We start from the raw sequence: 20,216 nt of genomic DNA on the forward strand, positions 1-20,216 counted from the left end.
GCGAGGTCGACGGCCCCGAGCGCGCCCAGTGGTGGGAGCGCTCTGTTGCGGCGTTCCCGAACTACGCCGAGTACCAGACGAAGACCGCCCGCCGGATCCCCGTCTTCGTGCTCGACCCGGCGTGACCCCCGTGAGTGGCAACGGTCGCTCCCGCGACCGTTGCCACTCACGACCCCTGTCTCAGCCGGCCAGCGCCCGGATCGGCGGGACCCGGCCGGCGCGGACCGCCGGAGCGAGCGCCGCCAGCACCGCGACGAGCACGACACCCACGGCCAGCACCGTCAGCTCCACCCCCGGCAGCGACCCGGCGCCCGCGTCCAGCCCCAGGGACCGGAGCGCGAGGAACCCGTACAGCGAGCCGAGGCCCACCCCCAGCACCGCGGCGGCCAGCGCGCTGCACGCCGCCTCCCACGCCACCATCGCGCGCACACCCCCGCGGGTCAGCCCCACCGCGCGCAGCAGCCCCGTCTCCCGGGTCCGCTCGGTGACCGACAACGTCAGCGTCACCCCCACCCCGACGATCGCCACCAGCACCGTCATCCCCACCAGGCCCAGCCCGACGCCGCGCAGCACCGCGAGCTCCCCCGCCAGGTCGGCGCGCACGTCGGCCGTGTAGACGACGACCGCGGTCGACCCCGGGCCCAGCGCACGGTCGACGGCGGCGCGCAGGGCGGCGTCGTCGACACCCGGGGCGGGGTCGACGAGCACCCGCTCCCCCCTCTCCTGCACCCGCAGCGCCGGGTCGGCGGCCAGCTGCGCGAGCGTCGCAGGCGGGTCCGCGGCACTCACCTGCACCGCGCTGGGCAGCCGCTCGGTGATCGACTGCTGCGCCGACGCGTCGACGCTCGACACCCCCACCAGCAGCGCCGACGTCAGACCCACGCCGAGGGTCAGGACCGTGACCGTCGCGGCGGTGCGGCGCGGCACCTGACCGGCGTTGGCCACGGCCATCCGCCCCGGCGCACGCCCGACCGCCGCGACGACCCGCCCGACCGTCGCCGCCAGACCGCTCATCAGCAACGGCCCCAGCGCCACGAGCGCGGCGAACGTCGCCAGCCCCGACGCGGCGGCGGCGATCAGCCCGGCCGCATCGCCGACGCCGGTCCCCACCAGCGCCAGCAACACCGCGACCACCGCCGCGCCCGCCGCCACCACGGCCCGACGGCCCCGCCGCGACGTGCCCGCCTCACTCGTCGCCGCCTCCCCGAGCGCCGCGACCGGCGGGGTCCGGCCCGCCGCGACCGCCGGCCCGACGGCGGCGACGACCGTCGCCACGACGGCGAGCAGCACACAGCCCGCGAGTCCTCCCCAGGACACCACGAGCGGCCCACCACCCACCGCCGCGACGACGATCTCCCCCACCCCGACCGCGGCGCCCGCCCCGAGCAGGCCCGCGACCAGCCCCGACACTGCCGCCTCGGCGAGCACCGCCCGCACGAGGTCGCCGCTGCGCGCCCCCACGCACCGCAGCAACGCCAGCTGGGTGCGGCGCTGGGTCAGCAGGATGCGGAACGTCGACCCCACGACGACCACCGCCGCGATCAGCGCCAGCCCGGTGAACACCGACACCCCGGTGACGACGGCCGTCGCCGTCGCCGAACCGCGCTCCCGTTCGGCGGCACGCTGCTCCTCGCCGGAGCGGACGGTGACGCCGGGCGGGAGCCCCGCGTCGGTGAATGCCCCCACCACGTCGATCTGGTCGAGCGAACCCCCAAGGGCCGCAACGGTTCCCGGCGTGGTGACGATGGTGTTGGTACCGACGCCCGGCAGGTCCACGATGCCGGTGACCGTCAGGCGGGTCTCGCCGACGGTCAGCACCGATCCCGGATGCACGTTCGCCCGGGCCGCGGTGGCCGCGGAGACCAGGGCCTCGTCGTCGGCCGCCGGGAGCCGGCCCGCGGTCGGCGGGGCGGTGAGGCGCGTCAGCGGCCCGGTCATCGGGTCCGACGTCAGCAGCCACGAGCCCGCCCCCGCGGCCCCACCGACAGGTACCGTCCCGCTCCACACACCGACGGTGTCGGTGACCCCCGGCGTGGCCGCGACCCGCGCGACCGTGGCGGCGTCGACGTCTCCCCGCACGACCACGGACGCCGCCGCCGGCGTCACCACCGACTGCGCCTCCAGGGTCGTCGACAGGGTGCCGCCGAGCAGCAGCGTGCCGGCGGCGAAGAACGTCGCGACCAGGACCGCGAGCCCGGTGAGGACGACCCGGCCCGGATGGCGGCGGGCGTCGGCGAGCAGCGCCCCCGCGGCCGCCCGCCTCCCCCCACGCCCGCCGCCCGGCTGGTTCCCGCCTGCAGGAACGGCACTTTCCCGCCGTCCGGTTGCGGGAAAGTGCCGTTCCTGCGGAATCGGCGCGCCCCCCGGCCCGCTCACGCCGCCGCCCCCGACAGCGACGACAGCGCGGCCAGCACCGTCTCCGGGCGGGGGTCGGGCAGCGACCCGGCGACCCGGCCGTCGCGCAGCAGCAGCACCCCGTCGGCGAAGGACGCCGCGACGGGGTCGTGCGTGACCATGACGACGGAGCGACCCAGCTCGCGGACCGAGGTCCGGAGCAGGTCGAGCAGCTCGTGGCCGGACGCGGTGTCGAGGTTGCCGGTCGGCTCGTCGGCGAACACGATCTCGGGCCGCCCGAGCAGCGCCCGCGCGACGGCGACGCGCTGCTGCTGCCCGCCCGAGAGCTCGGAGGGCCGGTGGCCGAGCCGGTCCCCGATGCCGAGGAGGGCGATCAGGGCGGCCCGCCACATCGGGTCGGGCCTGCGGCCGGCGATCCGCGCGGGCAGGTCGATGTTCTGCGCGGCGGTGAGCTGCGGCAGCAGGTTGAACGACTGGAACACGAACCCGAGCCGGTCGCGGCGCACGGCGGTGAGCTGCGCGTCGGACAGCGTGGCGAGGTCGGTGTCGCCCAGCAGCACCCGCCCCGAGGTGGCGGTGTCGAGCCCGGCGAGGCAGTGCAGCAGCGTCGACTTGCCCGACCCCGACGGCCCCATCACCGCGGTGAACCGCCCCGCGGGGATGCGCAGCGACACGGTGTCGAGGGCGCGCACGGCGGAGCCCCCGCGACCGTGCACCTTCACCAGGTCCACGGTCGCCGCACAGACGGGCACGGTCATCGCTGCCCGCCCCCGAGCGTCTCCAACAGCGGGAGCGCGGCCATCACGACGATGACCACCAGCCCGAGAGCCCACGCGGCCGTCTCCAAGAACGTCATGCCACGACGATGTCCGGGGCGGGGTGGCACGCGCCTCGGCCAGGGGACCGATCCGGGGGCGGGCGCCTCGTACTTTCGGCCGAGGGCGGCTGTCGGCCGGACGGACCTAGGCTGATCGGCGTGATCGGCGGGACGGGTGGGGCGGAGCGGCTTCGCGCGCTGCGCTGGGCCGGGCTCGCCGTCGAGATCGTCGGCTACCTGGTGTGGATCGGCGTCGACATCCTTTTCGTGGCGGCGGGCCGTTCGCTGCCGTGGGGCGCGGCGACGGCCTTCTGCGGCGTGTGCATCGCGGTGATCGTGTTGTGGCGCAGGCGGCCCGGTGTCGACGCCCGGCACGTCGCGGCCGTCGCGTATGCGGCGTCGGCGGCGGCGACGTTGACGGGGCTGGTGCTCGGGCAGCCGGCGATGTCGTTCGGGGAGCAGCTGGCACTGGCCGTCGTGACGGTCGCGGCGCTGCGCCACGCCGATGACCGCACGACGTTGCTGCTGTGCGCGGGCGCCGGCGTCGTGATCGCGGCGTCGCCGTACCTGCGCGTCGAGATCGGCTCGACGACGACGGCGTTCACGATCCTGTCGGCGCTGGGCTGGGGCGGCACGGTCGCGATCGGGCTGCTGCTGCGTGAGGCCGGGTCACGGCGGGCGTCGCTGCTCGAGCGCGCCCGCGCCGACGAGCGCCTGGAGCTGGCCCGCGAGCTGCACGACGTCGTCGCCCACCAGGTCACCGGCATCGTGGTGGCGGCGCAGGCGGCGCGGGTCGTCGCCCCCGCGGACCCGGACGTCGCGAAGGCGTTGGCGGCCATCGAGACCGCGGGCGCCGACGCCCTCGCCGCGATGCGCGCGATGGTCGGTGTGTTGCGCGGCGGGGAGGCGGGCCGCGCGCCCGGGGCCGAGCTCGGCGCCATCCCGGAGATGGTGGCGCGCTTCGATCCCGACGGCACCCGGGCGCGCCTGATCGCCGATGCCGGCTTCGAGCATGCCGTGCTGCCGGCCGGTGTCGCGGCGACCGGTTACCGCGTCGTCCAGGAGGCGTTGACCAACGTGCGCCGGCACGCACCGGGCGCGACGCGGGTCGAGGTGGAGGTCAGGCTGCGGTCCGACGAGCTCGTCGTCGGGGTGCGCAACGACGGCGCGGGCGCCGGCGCGGGCCATCCCGCCGGGTTCGGGCTGGCGGGCATGGCCGAGCGGGTCGGCGCGCTCGACGGCACCTTGCACGCCGGGCCCGCGGGCAACGGTGTGTGGACGGTGACGGCGCGGCTGCCGGTGGGGGGACGATGACGATCAGTGTGCTGGTGGCCGACGACCAGGAGATGGTGCGCACCGGGTTCCGGCTGATCCTGTCGGCCGAGCCGGGTGTGGAGGTCGTCGGCGAGGCGGGGTCGGGCGTCGAGGCGGTGGAGCTGGCGCGTCGGCTGCGTCCCGACGTCGTCCTGATGGACATCCGGATGCCCGAGCTCGACGGCCTGGAGGCGACCCGGGCCCTGACCGCGGACCCGGTGCCGCCGCGGATCGTCGTGGTCACGACCTTCGACCTCGACGAGTACGTCTACGGCGCGCTGCGGGCCGGGGCGTGCGGGTTCCTGCTCAAGGACGCCGGTCCGCGGCTGCTCGTGGAGGCCGTGCGGGCCGCTGCGGCCGGCGACGCGCTCGTCTCCCCCTCGGTCACGGTCCGGCTCCTGGAGCACCTGACCGCCCCCGCGGCGCGGGCTCCGCGGCTGCCGGACCCGTTGTCCCCCAGGGAGCTCGACGTGGTGAGGGCGGTGGCGCGCGGCCGCACCAACAACGAGATCGCCGCCGACCTGTTCGTCTCGCTGTCGACGGTCAAGACGCACCTGACGAACGTCCACGCGAAGCTGGGGGCCCGCAACCGCGTCGAGGTCGCCGCGTGGGCGTGGGAGAACGGTCTTTTGTCGTGATCCGGTGAGCGGGTCTCAGACCTCTTCGGCCGTCTGGGTCGACGGGTCCCACGACAGGCCGGGCACGCCCCAGCCGTTGGCCTTGAGCATCTTCTTCGACGCCTTCAGGTTGCGCCCCATCAGGCGCTCGACGTAGAGGTGCCCGTCGAGGTGGTCGACCTCGTGCTGGAAGCAGCGCGCCAGGAAGCCGCGGCCCTCGACCTGCACCGGCTGCCCGTCGGCGTCGACGCCCGTGACCTTGGCCCAGTCGGCCCGGCCGGTCGGGAACTGCTCGCCGGGGACGGAGAGGCAGCCCTCCTCGTCGTCCTCCGGGTCGGGCATCGACTCGGGCAGCTCCGAGGTCTCGATGGCCGGGTTGACGACGACGCCGCGCGCCATCGACCTCGTCAGCTCGTCGGGGCAGTCGTAGACGAACACCCGCAGGCCGACGCCGACCTGGTTGGCGGCCAGCCCGACGCCGTGCGCGGCTGCCATCGTCTCGAACATGTCGTCGACGAGCTCACGCAGCGCATCGTCGAACTCCACGACCGGGGCCGTGGGGGTGTGAAGCACCGGGTCGCCGATGATGCGGATGGGGCGGACTGTCACACCTGGAGACTAGTGTCGCGCCCTGTGAGGGACGGCCCCGGGAGGCCCGTCCCCCCGGTCGGCTGATGTGCGATTCATGCCTCGGTGTGGCGCGTCCCTGCCCGGTTCGTGTCGGGCTCGCATGGTTGAATCACCCCGGTGAATGACACGTGTGTCATTCACAGCTCAACCCCGCCAGTGCATTCGTGTGCTGTGACGCCCGAGGAGCGTGATGGAGTCCGCCACGGAACACGGGGTCGCAGACCCCGCAGCCGGCCCGGCCGACGAGCTCGACCGCCGGGAGCGCGAGATCCTCGCCTTCGAAGGCCAGTGGTGGAAGTACGCCGGTGCCAAGGAACAGGCCATCCGCGAGCTGTTCGACATGTCGGCGACCCGCTACTACCAGGTGCTCAACGCGCTGATCGACAAGCCCGAGGCGCTCGCCGCCGACCCCCTGCTCGTCAAGCGGCTCCGGAGGCTCCGTACCAGCCGACAGCGCACCCGTGCGGCGCGTCGGCTGGGAATCGAGCCCTGGTGACGCCATTGTGATCACGCAACCGGTCGCCGACCGGTACCCGCTGACCCGGAGGTTGTCGTGACCACACCAGGATCGCCCGGTGGCTCGCCGCTGCGGATCGGCGGCTTCGCGCTGATCGGCGTCGGCATCGTCGCCGGCGTGATCGGTCTGGCGACGACCGCGCTCGGCAACGGGAACGGCGCCGACGGCGGCACCAACGCCGCGGCACCGACCTCGGCCACGGCCCCCGCGGAGCCCGGCCCCGGCGCCACCCCCACGGACGGCTCCGTGCCCCTTCCCTCCTTCGGACCGACCGGCAACATCGGCGCCCCGCCCACCACCGAGCCCGGCGCCGGGGGCGCGGGTGCGGCCGGCGGCGCGGGCGGGACCGGTGGCACCGGCTCCGGCGCGGCCGCCGGGGGCGGCGTCGTCAGCCCCGACACCCTGAAGGCGCCCGTCCGCGTCTACAACAACAGCACCATCGGCGGCCTCGCCGAGCGCGCCAGGACCGACTTCGAGTCGGCGGGCTGGAACGTCACCGAGGCCCGCAACTACTCCGACGGCATCATCCCGACGAGCACGGTGTACTACCGGCCCGGCACCGCCGAGCAGGGCGCCGCCGATGCGCTGGCCCGCCAGTTCGGCATGCGCTCCGAGCCCCGGTTCTCCGGGATCGAGGACGCCACGCCCGGCATCATCGTGATCGTCACCAAGGACTACCAGCAACGATGACGTCCGCTCCCCGGTCGTCTGCGCTCGTGGCGGTCAACGCCGACCGCCACGAGCGCATCGCCTCCTACGGGCGGCGTGAGGCGTAGGCCTCCAGCTGGGCCAGCTGTACCGGGTCGAGCGAGGCCGGGACCGCCTTGCGCGCCGCGTCGATGTGCGCGGCGGTGACCTGCGTGGCCTCCAACGACTCCCGCATCGCGGTCAGCGCGGCCTCCCGCAGCACCGCGGCGCAGTCGGCGGCCGAGTAGCCCTCCAGTTCCGCGCCGAGTGCGTCGAGGTCGACGTCGTCGGCCAGCGGGGTGTTCCTCCCCGCCGCGCGCAGGATGTCGGCGCGCGCCTCGGCGTCCGGCGGCGGCACGTACACCAGGCGTTCCAGGCGGCCGGGGCGCAGCAGCGCAGGGTCGATCAGCTCGGGCCGGTTCGTGGCGCCGACGACGATCACCTCCCGCAGCGGCTGCGCGCCGTCGAGCTCCGTGAGCAGCGCCGCGACCACCCGGTCGGCCACCCCGGAGTCGGTCGACCCGCCGCGCCGGGGCGCCAGCGCATCGACCTCGTCGAGGAAGATCAGCGCCGGCGCCGCGTCGGAGGCCTTGCGGAACAGCTCCCGCACCGCGCGCTCCGACTCGCCGACGTACTTGTCCAACAGCTCCGCGCCCTTGACCGACAGCACGTTCAACCGGCCCGTGCCCGCCAGCGCTCGCAGCAGGAACGTCTTGCCGCACCCGGGCGGGCCGTAGAGCAGCACCCCGCGCGGTGCCGCGACGCCCAGGCGCGCGAAGGAGTCCGGGTACTGCAGCGGCCACAGCACCGCTTCGGTCAGCGCCTGCTTGACCTCGGTCATGTCGCCCACGTCGTCGAGCCCGATGCCGCCCGTCTGCAACGTGTCCGACGACGACATCGACACCGGCCGCACCGACGACACCGCGTCGAGCAGGTCCTCCTGCCGGATCCGCGGCTCGTCGTCGGCGTCGGCCCCCGTGCGCAGCGCCGCGCGGATCGCCGCCTCACGACGCACCGCCAGCAGGTCGGCCACCACGAACCCCGGCGCCCGCTCCGCCACCGCCGCCAGGTCGACACCCTCGGCCATCGGGACCGCCGCCAGCAGCCGGCGCAGCAGATCCGTGCGCGTACGGGCGTCGGGCAGCGCCAGGCTCAGCTCCCGGTCCACCAGGTCCGGCGCGCGCAGCCGCGGATCGACGCCCTCCGGTGCCGACGTCGTCGCCACCAGCGCCACCCCCGGCGTCGCCAACGCGTTGCGCAGCACGTCGAGCACCAGCGTCGCCAGCGGCGGCGGCTCCGCCGCCGGGAGCAGGGCGTGCACGTCGGTGACCAGCAGGACCGTCGGGCTGCCCGCCCGGGCCGCGCCCACCGCCGACGCCACCGCGTCGTGCACCCGCTGCGACGCCGCCCCCGGCTCCAGCGCCGCCGCCGACGGTGCGTCCAGCTCGACACAGCCCGCCTCGACCGCGGCCGCGGCACTGCGTGCCAACGTCGCCTTCCCGACGCCCTCCGGGCCGACGACCAGCGCCCCCAGCTGCGCCGACCCACCCAGCTTCGCCAGCAGCTCGGGCCGGCGGAACGTCAGCTCCAGCCACTCGACCAGCCGCTTCGCCGGGTCCACGTTGCCGACGAGCTCGTCGATCCCGACGGCGTGCTCGGCCGGGGGCGCCGCGGGGGCCGCCGCCGCCGCCGTCCGCGCCACCGGGGCGGCCGGCGTCGACGGCGCGCCCGTCGTCGGGCCGTCGAGCCATCCCACGACCGTCGACGGCTGGACCGCCACGACACCAGCCGGCTCGGTCTCCGCGACGACCAGCAGCTCCGACGTCCATCCCCCGCCGACGGTGTTCGCCAACCTCCGGCGCGCCGCCGGCACGTCCGAGCCGGGCGGCGGCGCCAGGTCCTGCGGCAGCAACGACACCGCGTCGCCCCGCACCACGACCTTGCCCAGCAACGCCAGCCGGATCGTCTCCGGGGTCGCCGTCCGCGCGATCCGCGAGCCGCTCAGCACCACCCGCCGGGCCGCCGCCGCGACCGCCGGGGCGACCACGACGCTCGCCCCGTCGGTGAGGCCGCAGTTCGACAGCGTGACGTCGTCCACCGTGACCTGGCCGTGCGGCGTCGCCGGGTCGGCCGCGGCGGCCAGGGCCGTCGTGACCCGGGAGCCGGTCAGCGTGACCGCATGCCAGGGACGCAGGTCGAGCGCGTCGAGCACCTCCGGGTGCAGCCGCACGACCCCACGACGGGAGTCGACGGCGGACGTGGCGAGCCGGGCGACGAGCGTGATCTCCGCGGGCACCCCCGCACGCTATCGGTTGGCCCGCACCGCCGTCCGCCGAGCTGACCCGTGCCCGCGGGCGCCGCCCCGCGAACGCGGCGGGACCCACGGTGATCGCCGTGCGCGGGGCACGACCACCACCGGTGACGCGCAGGTCCCGTGTCCCGGCACCGCACACCCCGGGGCGTGGGGTCAGCGGCGGCGGAGGCCCAGGCGGCGGCGACTGCCGCTCGGCAGCGGGGCGGGGCGGGGGGATTCGGCGCCGGGGCGGCCGTTCCCGGCGACCGGGCCGTCGTCGGTGCCGAGCGACCGGACCCGGCGGGCGACGGCGGAGGCACCGCCGGCGACGCGGCGGCGCAGCGGCGGGCGCAGGCCGAGCCGGCGGGCGGAGCGGGCGGCCCGTGCGACGGCCCGACGCTGCCGCACGGGCACGTTCCAGGCCTCGGGGTGCCGGGCCAGCCAGCGGTGCCGGTACATCGTGTACGGCAGCAGCAGGAGGTAGCCCAGGGCCACGACGGCGAGCCCGAGGAACGGCGCGGTGAGCAGGACGGCCGCGGCGAGCCCGACGAGGACGAGCAGCGGGGCGATCAGCCGCGGGGGGACCCGGACGGTCTTGAGCGACAGCGTCGGGATCCGGCTGACCATGAGCGCGGCGGCGACGAGCGCCCAGAGGGCGACGGTGAGCTGCGAGGACCACCAGCCGTCGCCGAAGTGCAGCCACAGGTACAGCGGGATGCCCGCGACGAGCGCCGCGGCCGGCGCGGGGACGCCGACGAAGAACTCCTTGGCGTACGGGGGCTGGTCCTCGTCGTCGAGCAGGGTGTTGAAGCGGGCGAGCCGCAGGGCCATGCAGACGGCGAAGACGAGGGCGACGATCCAGCCGAAGCGGTTGCCCTCGAGCCCCCAGATGTAGATGACGAGGGCGGGGGCGACGCCGAAGGAGACCAGGTCGGACAGCGAGTCGAGCTCGGCGCCGATCTTGGAGCTGGCGTCGAGGAGGCGGGCGAGGCCGCCGTCGAGCGCGTCGCAGAGGGCCGCGGCGCCGACGGCCGCGACACACAGCTCGAAGCGGCCGATCAGCGCGAACTGCACGCCGGAGAGCCCGGCGCACAGCGCGAGGATCGTGACCGCGTTGGGGAGCAGCCGGATCCCGGCGGTGTAGCCGGGGACCGATCTCATCGGACGTCCGGCAGTTCGGCGAGCACCGTCTCGCCCCCGATCGTGCGCTGCCCCGGCGCGACGAGCACCCGTGACCCCGCGGGCAGGAAGGTGTCGACGCGGGAGCCGAACCGGATGAGGCCGAACGTCTCGCCGGCGGCGACCTCGTCGCCGACCTCGACCTGGCAGACGATGCGGCGGGCGAGGAGCCCGGCGATCTGCAGGACGCCGACCTGGTGGCCGTCGGCGGTGGCGAACAGGACGGCGTTGCGTTCGTTGTCCTCGCTGGCCTTGTCGAGGTCGGCGGAGAGGAAGACCCCGGGCCGGTACTCGACCGCGGCGACGCGGCCCTCGACGGGGACGCGCTGGACGTGGACGTCGAGGACGGAGAGGAACACGCTGACGCGCGGGACGGGCCCGGCGGGCAGGCCCAGCTCGGGGGCGGGCTCCACCGCGGACACGGTGGCGACGGTGCCGTCGGCGGCCGCGACGACGACGCCGGAGCGGGTGGGCGGGACGCGCCGGGGCTCGCGGAAGAAGGCGGCGACGGCGGCGGTGGCGGCGACGCCCGCGACGGTGCCGCGGCCGGTGAGCAGGCGCAGGAGCGCGGCACCGGCCGCGACGCCCGCGACGAGGGGCCGGCCTCCGGGGTGCATGGGCGGGACGGCGGCGCGGACCAGTTCGGCGACGTGCCCGATCGAGGTTCCGGACGTCGAGGGCGCGGGTTCTGCGGACGACTGTGCGGACGTGGACGCGGACATGGACGGGTCGGCTCCTGAGTGGCAACCGTGGCGCAGCCAGGCAGGCCGCGACGACGAGTCGCCACGGTAGTGCAGGGAGGGTCGGTCACCGCAGAGGGTGCGCACCGCGCAGGAGGGGGACGGCAAAGGGCCGGGGCCGTCATCCCCCGAGACGACGACCCCGGCCGTGGAACCGCTCGTCCGCTCCCCAGCGACGGGCGGTAGGTCCGTTGCGTTGAAAGGCGGTTACCCGCCTTCTACCGAAAGTATCCAGAGCAATCGCCTCACCGTCCAGATCAGCAGGTCCATAACCCTGCGAAGTGCACCGATCGGCCGAACGCTCACCAGTTAAGACGCTCTCAGGTGCCTGGTTGTTGCACTTCAAGCGTGTGATGTAGCTCACATTTCTTCCGCCGACCGTGCGGAGCCGATCGCCGGGGGACGCAGAGCGCGCCGGAGGCGCCCGCCCGAACGGCCCCGCGAGGGTCAGGCCTCGAGGAGCCAGACCTCCACACCCACACCCTTGTCGACGGCCGAGACCCCCTCGGGGACGACGATCAGGCAGTCGGCCAGCGCCAGCGACGCGAGCAGATGGGAGGCCGGGGCCCCCACCTCGCGGACGGTCCCGTCGGCGGCGTCGAGCACGCCACGGCGGAACTGCCGCTTCTCCGCAGGCGACACCACCGCCTCGCCCAGCGCCGCCGAGACGACCGGCCGCATCGGATGCGGATGCCCCATCGCAGCCCGCAACGCCGGCCGCACGAACACCTCGAACGACACCAGCGAGCTCACCGGGTTACCCGGCAGCGTCACGACGGCGGGCCCGTCGCCGTCGAGCCGACCCGCCCCCTGCGGCCCGCCGGGCTGCATCGCGACCCGCACGAACTCGACGCCCCGGTCCCGCAGCGCGTCCTTGACCACCTCGTAGGCCCCCGCGCTCACCCCGCCGGAGGTGAGGACGAGATCGACGTCCCCCGCCTTCTCCGCGAGCAGCGACGCGAAGACCTCGACGTCGTCGGGGACGAACCGCAGCAGCTCCGGCTCACCGCCCGCGTCGGCCACGGCGGCGGCGAGCATCGGCCCGTTGGACTCGAAGATCTGGCCGGGCGCCAGCTCCGACCCGGGCTCGACGAGCTCCGATCCGGTGGACAGCACCAGCACGCGCGGGGGTCGGCGGACCGCCACCACCGGCAGCCCCACGGCGGCGAGCAGCCCGATCTGCGGCGCCCCCAGGACCGCGCCGGCCTCCAGGATCGTGGTGCCGGGCATGACGTCCTCACCGGCACGCCGCACGTGCTGGCCCGCGGCCGGGCTGCCGTGGACGACGACGGTCTCGACGCCGCCGTCGGTCAGCTCGACCTGGACCACCGCGTCGGCACCGGCGGGCATCGGTGCGCCCGTCATGATCCGGTGGGCGGTGCCCCGCTGCAGCGTCGGCACGTCGGTGCGGCCCGCGGGGATGTCCTCGGGAACCGGGAGCGTCACCGGCGAGTCGGTCGAGGCACCGGCGACGTCGGCCGCGACGACCGCGTAGCCGTCCATCGCGGAGTTGTCGAAGGGCGGCAGGGCGACGGCGGAGACGACGTCGGCGGCCAGCACCCGGCCCAGCGCCCGGGAGATCGGCACCTCCACGGCCGGCATGGGCGCCAGCAGCGACGCCACGAACGCCCGGTGCTCGTCGACGGTGCGCGGACGGCGCGGGACAGACGCTTTCTCGGAGGTCGTCACCTCCCGCATCCTGCCCGATGCGGCTGCGCAGCCGTCGCCTGCCCGATCCGTCCCGTTCCGCCGCGACCTGCGGATCGTCGCGCCCCGACGGGTCCGCAACGGCCCCCCGTCGGGGGTAGCGTCGAAATCGTTCGCACGCAACAACAGGAGGTGCCGTGGCGCAGGGCACGGTCAAATGGTTCAACTCGGAAAAGGGCTACGGCTTCATCGCCACCGACGACGGGCCGGACGTCTTCGTCCACTACTCGGCGATCCAGGCGGACGGGTTCCGCACGCTCGACGAGGGTGACCGGGTGGAGTTCGAGACGACGGCAGGCCGTGACGGCCGCAGCCAGGCCGAGGCGGTCCGCCGCATCTGAGCCCGGCCGGCGGGCCCGCGGAGGGCCGCCCGTCACGACGTCGCGCACGCCCCGCCCGGGCGTCGCCGCACGCGCTCGCCCGGTCCCGGCGCCCAGCCCCCCGGGGCGCGCCCGGACGGACGGGCCTTTGTTGCACTCCCCTGTGCCGAGTGCTAAAAACGGCATTGGCACTCCGGCATGCCGAGTGCCAGTCGGGTCGGTGAGACCGGCGCAGGGTTGCCGGTCGTCCGTCGCGGGCACCGCCCGACACGAGTCATCCCAATCGGAGGGCAACAACCCCCATGGCGAAGATCATCGCTTTCGACGAGGAGGCGCGCCGCGGGCTCGAGCGCGGCATGAACACCCTCGCCGACGCCGTCAAGGTGACGCTCGGCCCGCGTGGCCGCAACGTCGTTCTGGAGAAGAAGTGGGGCGCGCCCACCATCACCAACGATGGTGTGTCGATCGCCAAGGAGATCGAGCTCGAGGACCCGTGGGAGAAGATCGGGGCCGAGCTCGTCAAGGAAGTTGCGAAGAAGACCGACGACATCGCGGGTGACGGCACCACCACCGCCACCGTGCTGGCGCAGGCGCTGGTCCGCGAGGGCCTGCGCAACGTCGCCGCCGGCGCGAACCCGATGGCGCTCAAGCGCGGCATCGAGAAGGCCGTCGAGGCCGTCTCCCAGGCGCTGCTGAAGGCCGCCAAGGAGGTCGAGACCAAGGACCAGATCGCCGCCACCGCCTCGATCTCCGCCGCCGACACCTCGATCGGCGATCTCATCGCCGAGGCGATGGACAAGGTCGGCAAGGAAGGCGTCATCACCGTCGAGGAGTCGCAGACCTTCGGGCTCGAGCTCGAGCTCACCGAGGGCATGCGCTTCGACAAGGGCTACATCTCGCCCTACTTCGTGACCGACGCGGAGCGGATGGAGGCCGAGCTCGAGGACCCGTACATCCTCCTCGTCTCGTCCAAGATCTCGACCGTCAAGGACCTGCTCCCGCTGCTGGAGAAGGTCATGCAGTCGGGCAAGCCGCTCGCGATCATCGCCGAGGACGTCGAGGGCGAGGCCCTGGCCACGCTCGTCGTCAACAAGATCCGCGGCACCTTCAAGTCCGTCGCCGTCAAGGCCCCGGGCTTCGGTGACCGCCGCGAGGCGATGCTGACCGACATGGCCATCCTCACCGGTGGCGAGGTCATCTCGGAGAAGGTCGGCCTCAAGCTGGAGAACGCCGACCTGTCGCTGCTGGGCTCCGCCCGCAAGGTCGTCGTCACCAAGGACGAGACCACCATCGTCGACGGCTCGGGCGACGCCGACCAGATCGCCGGTCGCGTCAACCAGATCCGTTCCGAGATCGACCGCACGGACTCGGACTACGACCGCGAGAAGCTGCAGGAGCGCCTGGCCAAGCTGGCCGGCGGTGTTGCGGTCATCAAGGCCGGTGCCGCGACCGAGGTCGAGCTCAAGGAGCGCAAGCACCGCATCGAGGACGCCGTTCGCAACGCGAAGGCGGCCGTCGAGGAGGGCATCGTCGCCGGTGGTGGCGTTGCGCTGATCCAGGCCGGTGCCGGCCTGTTCGAGGGTCTCGGTCTCGACGGTGACGAGGCCACCGGCGCGAACATCGTCAAGGTCGCGCTGGAGGCTCCGCTCAAGCAGATCGCCATCAACGCCGGCCTCGAGGGTGGCGTCGTCGCGGAGAAGGTGCGCTCGCTCCCCGCGGGTGAGGGCCTCGACGCCGCGACCGGCGAGTACAAGGACCTGGTCAAGGCCGGCATCATCGACCCGGCCAAGGTCACCCGCTCGGCGCTGCAGAACGCCGCGTCGATCGCGGCGCTGTTCCTCACCACCGAGGCCGTCATCGCCGACAAGCCGGAGAAGAACGCCGGCCCGGCCGGCGACCCGACCGGTGGCATGGGCGGCATGGGCGGCATGGACTTCTGAGTCCGGCCCACAGCACCACAGCACGTCCTGTCAGGGGCGGCATCCTCGGAGGATGCCGCCCCTGCGGCTTTCCCCCTCACGGTCTCGCGTGGGCGTCGGCGAACCGCTGGGCGCGGGTCCGGATCGCCTCCCGCAGCTCGGGCGGGTCCAGCGCCTCGGCATCGACGGCCAGCGACCACATGACCCGCTCCGCGTGCTGCAGGTCGCCGAACACCACGTCGACGACGAGCCACTCCCGCGCGTCCTCGACGTCGGTGACACCCGCCGAGATGCGGACGACCTCCGCACGCCGCGACGGCCGGATGCGCAGCCGAGCCCGGAACCCGGTGTGCGCGGACAGGAACTCGGTGCGGCGGCGCTGCCAGAGCGCCTCGAGGTCGACGCCGGCGGGCCGGGCCGCCGGTTCGGCGAGCACCTCGGCCTCGGTGATCCGGGAGACGCGGTAGGTGCGGTCGGCGCCGTCGTGCAGCGCCAGCAGGTACCAGCGGCCGGCGGCGCTGACCAGGCCCAGCGGGTCGACGGTCCGCCAGCTCGGCGGCGCGCCGCGGCTCGGGTAGCGAATCCGCAGCCGGTGCCCGGCGAGGACGGCACGCTGCACGGCCTCGGGATGGCGGTCGGGTTCCGGTTCGCCGATCAGCCCGCCGCGGCGGACGAGGACCCGGTCGGCGGCGTCGGTGGCCCGGGTGCGGGCGTCGTCGGGCATCGCGGCGACGAGCTTGGCCATCGCCGAGGAGAACGCCGGCGCCATCCCCAGCGCCTCCGACGTGACGCGGGAGCGGGACGTCAGCAGGGCGACGGCCTCGTCGTGGGTGAGGCCGGTCAGGTCGGTGGTGAAGCCCGGGAGCAGGGCGAAGCCGCCGTCGCGGCCGCGCTCGGAGTAGACGGGGACACCGGCGGTGGACAGCGCGTCGACGTCGCGCAGGACGGTGCGCGTCGACACCTCGAGCTCCGCGGCCAGCGCGGACGCCGTCATCCGGCCGCGGTGGCGCAGCAGCAGGACGAGCGAGAGCAACCGGTCGGCGCGCACGTCGGAGAGACTGCCACGAATACATGACACAAGGTGTCGTGATTGGCGGCCACAGTGTCCCCATGACCACTTCCACGGCACAGCAGATCGACCCCCGCCCCCTCTACCGCGACGCCCTCGGATGGGTCCGCGGCCTGGTCGACGCGGTGCCCACCGCGCGCTACGGCGACCCGACACCGTGCCCCGGGTTCGACGTCCGCACGCTGGTCGCACACGTGACCGCGACGGTCGGCCGGGCACAGGCCGTCGCGCTCGGTGCGCCCGCGGTCTCGCGGCCGTCGCTGATCGAGGGCATCCCCGACACCGACCTCGCCGCCACGTTCGCCCGCGCGGTCGACGACCTCGCCCCCCTGTGGAGCAACGACGCGATGCTCGACGCGCCCGCGCAGGTCCCGTGGGGCGAGGTCCCCGGCCGCGGCGCCGTGTGGGGCTACCTCCACGAGGCGCTCGTCCACGGCTGGGACCTCGCCGTCGCGACCGGCCAGGACGCGGAGGCAGACCCCGCACTGGCGACGGCGACCCTCGCCGCGGTCGTGCGCTTCCTGCCGGCCGAGCCGCGCGGCGGCATCGTGCCGTTCGGACCGGTCGTCGAACCGGCCGCCGGCGCGGGGCCCACCGAGCGGCTCGCCAACTGGGCGGGTCGCCGCCGCTGAGCCGGCCTCAGCCGACCTCTTCCCGCACCTCGACGATCTCTTCCGGACACCGGCGGGCAAGCCGCAGCGCCGTGTCGAGGTCGGGAGCGGAGATCATGTAGTAGCCGCCGAGCACCTCACGCACCTCGGCGTACGGCCCGTCGCTGACGACCCGGTCCGCACCGCGAACGGTCCGGGCCGTCTGCGGCGGAGCCAGGGCGGCGGCGCTCACGATCTCGGCGCCGGCCTCCGCGACGGCCTCGACGAACGCCTCGTGCTCGGCCATCCCGTCGTCCCAGGAGTCGTCGCCGACCTCCCAGTCGGTGGTCGTCGAGTAGAGCAGCAGCATGTAGTTGGGCACGTCGGCTCCTCGGCTGTAGGGATTCCTCATGATGCCGACGAACCGGACATCCGGGATTCGACAACGTGCCGTTCCTCTGCACAGGCGCAACTCCGGGCCGGCGCGCTCGTCGGCCGGGTGCCGGTGGCGGCCGAGCGGCGCACCGCGCCCGGACCGGCCGCGACAGGCGTGCCCGGCCGTCCGCGCAGGCGTCAGTCGACCTCGGGCGCCAGCACCCAGGCGGCGACGTAGAGCACCGCACCGGCGCCCGCACCGAGGATCGTCAGGGCGACGAGGCCGAGGCGCAGCAGTGACACGTCGATGTCGAGCTGGGCCGCGAGGCCGCCGCACACGCCGCCGAGCATCCGGTCGGAGCGGCTGCGGACCAGGCGGAAGGGCTTCTTCGGCGCGCCCTGCACGTCGGCGGTCGGGTCCGCCGGGACGTCCCCGGGGATGTCCGTCGTCGGGATCGAGGTGCCGGTCGAGGTGGTGTCGGTGTCCATGACACGAGACTGCCGCCGCGGGCGACCAGGATCCTCGGGGACGCCCCCGACCCGGACCCGGATCCGGCCCCTGACCCGGATCGGTGGTCCCCCTCGGCCAGGCAGGGCCGGCCGGGCTGTCAGCCGCGGCGCGTCGCGGGTCCGATGCGGGGGCGGCGGGCGCGTGGGACCGGTCGGCGCTGCTGCGGGATCCGGGGCACCTGCCGTCCGGGGAGGTCCCGGCCGGGCTCGGCCTGCGCGGAGCCGTCGGCGGGCGGAGGTGTCCTGTCGGCGACCGGCGGTCCGACGGGACGGGCGCGCCGCACGGGCATCGGCGGACGGTCCCGGCCGATGGCCTCCTCGCGCAGGTGGAACAGCCGGCCGACGAGTAGCGCGACGACCACTGCCGCCACGAGCCATCCCGCGACGCCCACGAGAACCCACGCCAGCACCGAGATCGTCATCACCTGCCCGAGGACGACGATATACCGGCTGTGAGCGTTTCGCGCCTGCTCGTGATGCTGTCGGGTGACCCTCGACCGCGGTCGTCTCGTCAGCTGTGTGACGCCATGCGATCAGGCACCACGGAGAGTCAGCGGCCGCGCAGCCGGTGCCCACGGGACGACCGGCCGACCGGTGGATCGCCGGAAGGCCCGTCGACCACGGCCGGGGGCTGCGGTGTCACCGGCTCGGCCGGACTGCGCGGGACCTGGGCGTCGCGCGCACGGATCATCCGGCCGAGGAGGATCACGACGATCACCGCCACCACGATCCACGCCGCGACGCCGACCAGGATCCAGCCGATGACCGGAACAGCCCTCACCTCCCCCGCGCAGTCGTGCCGTCAGGGGTTCGAGTGTGCCCGCCGACCGCCCCCCCGACGAGTTGACGAGCCGATCAGCTCAGTGCAGGCGCCCGATCGGGCGAATCCGGCGACCCTCAGTCGACCTCGGGGATGGCGGGACCCAGCAGATCGTCGGCGTCGACGATCCGGTAGGCGTAACCCTGCTCGGCGAGGAAGCGCTGACGGTGAGCGGCGTACTCCGTGTCGAGGGTGTCGCGCGAGACCACGGAGTAGAAATGCGCCTGCCGGCCGTCGCCCTTCGGCCGCAGCAGCCGCCCCAACCGCTGCGCCTCCTCCTGCCGCGACCCGAACGTCCCCGACACCTGGATCGCGACGGTCGCCTCCGGCAGGTCGATCGAGAAGTTCGCGACCTTGCTGACGACGAGCCGCTTGATCTCGCCCCTGCGGAACGCGTCGAACAGGGCCTCGCGCTCCTTGTTCTTGGTCGACCCCTGGATGACCGGGCTGTCGAGCGCCTCACCGAGGTCGTCGAGCTGGTCGAGGTAGGCCCCGATGACGAGCGTGGGCTCGTCGGGATGACGGTCCAGGATCGCCTTGACGACGGGCAGCTTCGTCCGCGCCGTCGACGCCAGCTTGTAGCGCTCCTCGGCGTCGGCGGTGGCGTAGCCGAGGCGCTCCGCGTCGGTCAGCGTCACCCGGACCTCGATGCACTCGGCCGGCGCGATCCAGCCCTGGGCCTCGATGTCGCGCCACGGTGCGTCGTAGCGCTTGGGGCCGATCAGGGAGAAGACGTCGCCCTCCCGGCCGTCCTCGCGGACGAGCGTGGCCGTCAGGCCGAGGCGGCGGCGCGACTGCAGGTCGGCCGTCATCCGGAAGACGGGCGCGGGCAGCAGGTGCACCTCGTCGTAGATGACCAGGCCCCAGTCGCGGGAGTCGAACAGTTCGAGGTGGCGGTACTCGCCCTTCACCCGGCGCGTGATGACCTGGTAGGTCGCGATCGTGACCGGGCGGATCTCCTTGCGCTCGCCGGAGTACTCGCCGATCTCGTCCTCGGTGAGGCTGGTGCGCGCGATCAGCTCGCGCTTCCACTGCCGCCCGGAGACGGTGTTGGTGACCAGGATCAGCGTTGTCGCCTTGGCCTGCGCCATCGCGGCCGCACCCACCAGCGTCTTGCCCGCACCGCACGGCAGCACGACGACGCCGGAGCCGCCCTGCCAGAACCCGTCGACCGCTTCCTGCTGGTACGACCGCAGGTGCCAGCCGTCCTGCGCCAGCTCGATCTCGTGCGCCTCGCCGTCGACGTACCCCGCGAGGTCCTCCGCAGGCCAGCCGATCTTGAGCAGTGCCTGCTTGAGCGGGCCGCGCTCCGAGGGGTGCACGACGACGGTGTCGTCGTCGATGCGGGCGCCGAGCATCGGGGCGATCTTCTTCTGCCGGAGGACCTCCTCCAGGACCGCGCGGTCGAAGGCCGTCATGACCAGGCCGTGGACCGGCGACTGCGACAGCTGCAGCCGCCCGTACCGCCCCATCGTGTCGACGACGTCGACCAGCAGTGGCTGCGGCACGGCGTACCGGGAGAACCGGACGAGGGCGTCGACGACCTGCTCCGCGTCGTGCCCCGCGGCACGGGCGTTCCACAACGCCAACGGGGTAACCCGGTAGGTGTGCACGTGCTCGGGCGCGCGCTCCAGCTCGGCGAACGGGGCGATCGCCGCACGGGCCTCTCCCGCTGCCGGGTGGTCGACCTCCAGCAGGAGGGTCTTGTCGGATTGGACGATGAGTGGGCCGTCGGGCACCGAGAGTCCTTTCGCACG

At 74.3% G+C, this 20,216-nt stretch carries 21 protein-coding genes; 8 read left to right on the top strand and 13 right to left on the bottom strand.

All coding sequences use genetic code 11. The annotated features are described in order from the left end of the window. On the top strand, positions 1–125 hold a 125-nt coding region (locus AB7F12_RS27925), incomplete at its 5' end, for a nitroreductase/quinone reductase family protein (protein WP_428518035.1). Positions 126–180: 55 nt separating this feature from the next. On the opposite strand, the gene AB7F12_RS27930 is transcribed toward AB7F12_RS27925, so the two are convergent. Both AB7F12_RS27930 and AB7F12_RS27935 read right to left on the bottom strand, forming a co-directional pair. Beyond that, complete coding sequence (locus AB7F12_RS27930) at positions 181–2,376, bottom strand: FtsX-like permease family protein (protein WP_428516886.1); 2,196 nt, start codon at positions 2,374–2,376, stop codon at positions 181–183. After that, positions 2,373–3,113: an ABC transporter ATP-binding protein gene (locus AB7F12_RS27935; RefSeq protein ID WP_428498722.1), complete on the bottom strand. Its 741-nt coding sequence runs from the start codon at positions 3,111–3,113 to the stop codon at positions 2,373–2,375. Before AB7F12_RS27935 ends, AB7F12_RS27930 begins: the two co-directional genes overlap by 4 nt. Positions 3,114–3,331: 218 nt before the next feature. On the opposite strand from AB7F12_RS27935, the gene AB7F12_RS27940 reads away from it, so the two are divergent. Beyond that, a complete protein-coding gene (locus AB7F12_RS27940) occupies positions 3,332–4,486 on the top strand; it encodes a sensor histidine kinase (RefSeq protein ID WP_428498723.1) in 1,155 nt (384 codons plus the stop codon). Further along, positions 4,483–5,124, top strand: a complete 642-nt coding sequence (locus AB7F12_RS27945) for a response regulator (RefSeq protein ID WP_428498724.1) — start codon at positions 4,483–4,485, stop codon at positions 5,122–5,124. Before AB7F12_RS27940 ends, AB7F12_RS27945 begins: the two co-directional genes overlap by 4 nt. Positions 5,125–5,139: 15 nt before the next feature. Here AB7F12_RS27945 and AB7F12_RS27950 read toward each other — a convergent pair whose 3' ends face one another. Continuing rightward, on the bottom strand, positions 5,140–5,712 hold the full coding sequence (locus AB7F12_RS27950) for a peptide deformylase (protein ID WP_428498725.1): 573 nt from the start codon (positions 5,710–5,712) through the stop codon (positions 5,140–5,142). 211 nt (positions 5,713–5,923) lie between these two features. On the opposite strand from AB7F12_RS27950, the gene AB7F12_RS27955 reads away from it, so the two are divergent. Next, the gene (locus tag AB7F12_RS27955) at positions 5,924–6,229 is read left to right on the top strand and encodes a DUF3263 domain-containing protein (protein WP_147104081.1); all 306 of its coding nucleotides are present in this window, start codon (positions 5,924–5,926) and stop codon (positions 6,227–6,229) included. A 57-nt stretch (positions 6,230–6,286) separates the two neighbouring features. Next, on the top strand, positions 6,287–6,940 hold the full coding sequence (locus AB7F12_RS27960) for a LytR C-terminal domain-containing protein (protein WP_428498726.1): 654 nt from the start codon (positions 6,287–6,289) through the stop codon (positions 6,938–6,940). Between the two features lie 64 nt (positions 6,941–7,004). Here the strand turns inward: AB7F12_RS27960 and AB7F12_RS27965 are convergent, their stop codons facing one another. From AB7F12_RS27965 to moeA, 4 genes are all read right to left on the bottom strand, one after another. Then, positions 7,005–9,233: an AAA family ATPase gene (locus AB7F12_RS27965; RefSeq protein ID WP_428498727.1), complete on the bottom strand. Its 2,229-nt coding sequence runs from the start codon at positions 9,231–9,233 to the stop codon at positions 7,005–7,007. A 171-nt stretch (positions 9,234–9,404) separates the two neighbouring features. Next, complete coding sequence (locus AB7F12_RS27970) at positions 9,405–10,391, bottom strand: CDP-alcohol phosphatidyltransferase family protein (RefSeq protein ID WP_428498728.1); 987 nt, start codon at positions 10,389–10,391, stop codon at positions 9,405–9,407. After that, on the bottom strand, positions 10,388–11,131 hold the full coding sequence (locus AB7F12_RS27975; RefSeq protein WP_428498729.1) for a phosphatidylserine decarboxylase: 744 nt from the start codon (positions 11,129–11,131) through the stop codon (positions 10,388–10,390). Before AB7F12_RS27975 ends, AB7F12_RS27970 begins: the two co-directional genes overlap by 4 nt. Positions 11,132–11,596: 465 nt before the next feature. Then, positions 11,597–12,838: a molybdopterin molybdotransferase MoeA gene (gene moeA / locus AB7F12_RS27980; protein ID WP_428498730.1), complete on the bottom strand. Its 1,242-nt coding sequence runs from the start codon at positions 12,836–12,838 to the stop codon at positions 11,597–11,599. 155 nt (positions 12,839–12,993) lie between these two features. Here moeA and AB7F12_RS27985 point away from each other — a divergent pair, with 155 nt between their 5' ends. Next, the gene (locus tag AB7F12_RS27985) at positions 12,994–13,197 is read left to right on the top strand and encodes a cold-shock protein (protein WP_428498731.1); all 204 of its coding nucleotides are present in this window, start codon (positions 12,994–12,996) and stop codon (positions 13,195–13,197) included. Between the two features lie 281 nt (positions 13,198–13,478). Further along, a complete protein-coding gene (gene groL, locus AB7F12_RS27990) occupies positions 13,479–15,116 on the top strand; it encodes a chaperonin GroEL (RefSeq protein ID WP_428498732.1) in 1,638 nt (545 codons plus the stop codon). Between the two features lie 76 nt (positions 15,117–15,192). On the opposite strand, the gene AB7F12_RS27995 is transcribed toward groL, so the two are convergent. Then, entirely contained in the window at positions 15,193–16,143 is a 951-nt protein-coding gene (locus AB7F12_RS27995) for a helix-turn-helix transcriptional regulator (protein ID WP_428498733.1), read from the bottom strand. A gap of 62 nt (positions 16,144–16,205) precedes the next feature. Here AB7F12_RS27995 and AB7F12_RS28000 point away from each other — a divergent pair, with 62 nt between their 5' ends. Then, on the top strand, positions 16,206–16,796 hold the full coding sequence (locus AB7F12_RS28000) for a TIGR03086 family metal-binding protein (protein WP_428498734.1): 591 nt from the start codon (positions 16,206–16,208) through the stop codon (positions 16,794–16,796). Between the two features lie 7 nt (positions 16,797–16,803). Here AB7F12_RS28000 and AB7F12_RS28005 read toward each other — a convergent pair whose 3' ends face one another. The 5 genes from AB7F12_RS28005 to AB7F12_RS28025 all read right to left on the bottom strand — a co-directional run bounded on the left by AB7F12_RS28005 (position 16,804) and on the right by AB7F12_RS28025 (position 20,198). Beyond that, positions 16,804–17,136 carry a YciI family protein gene (locus AB7F12_RS28005; protein WP_428498735.1) on the bottom strand — a complete coding sequence of 111 codons (333 nt, stop codon included), beginning with the start codon at positions 17,134–17,136 and terminating at the stop codon, positions 16,804–16,806. Between the two features lie 191 nt (positions 17,137–17,327). Beyond that, complete coding sequence (locus AB7F12_RS28010; protein WP_428498736.1) at positions 17,328–17,618, bottom strand: PspC domain-containing protein; 291 nt, start codon at positions 17,616–17,618, stop codon at positions 17,328–17,330. A 119-nt stretch (positions 17,619–17,737) separates the two neighbouring features. Next, positions 17,738–18,061, bottom strand: coding sequence for a hypothetical protein (locus tag AB7F12_RS28015; RefSeq protein WP_428498737.1), 324 nt, complete (start codon positions 18,059–18,061; stop codon positions 17,738–17,740). Positions 18,062–18,189: 128 nt separating this feature from the next. Further along, positions 18,190–18,420 (bottom strand): hypothetical protein, encoded by a 231-nt coding sequence (locus tag AB7F12_RS28020; protein WP_428498738.1) that lies wholly within the window; start codon positions 18,418–18,420, stop codon positions 18,190–18,192. Between the two features lie 116 nt (positions 18,421–18,536). Next, positions 18,537–20,198, bottom strand: a complete 1,662-nt coding sequence (locus AB7F12_RS28025) for a DNA repair helicase XPB (RefSeq protein WP_428498739.1) — start codon at positions 20,196–20,198, stop codon at positions 18,537–18,539. Positions 20,199–20,216 lie beyond the last annotated feature (18 nt).

Source organism: Pseudonocardia sp. (genome assembly GCF_050250275.1).
GTDB lineage: Bacteria > Actinomycetota > Actinomycetes > Mycobacteriales > Pseudonocardiaceae > Pseudonocardia.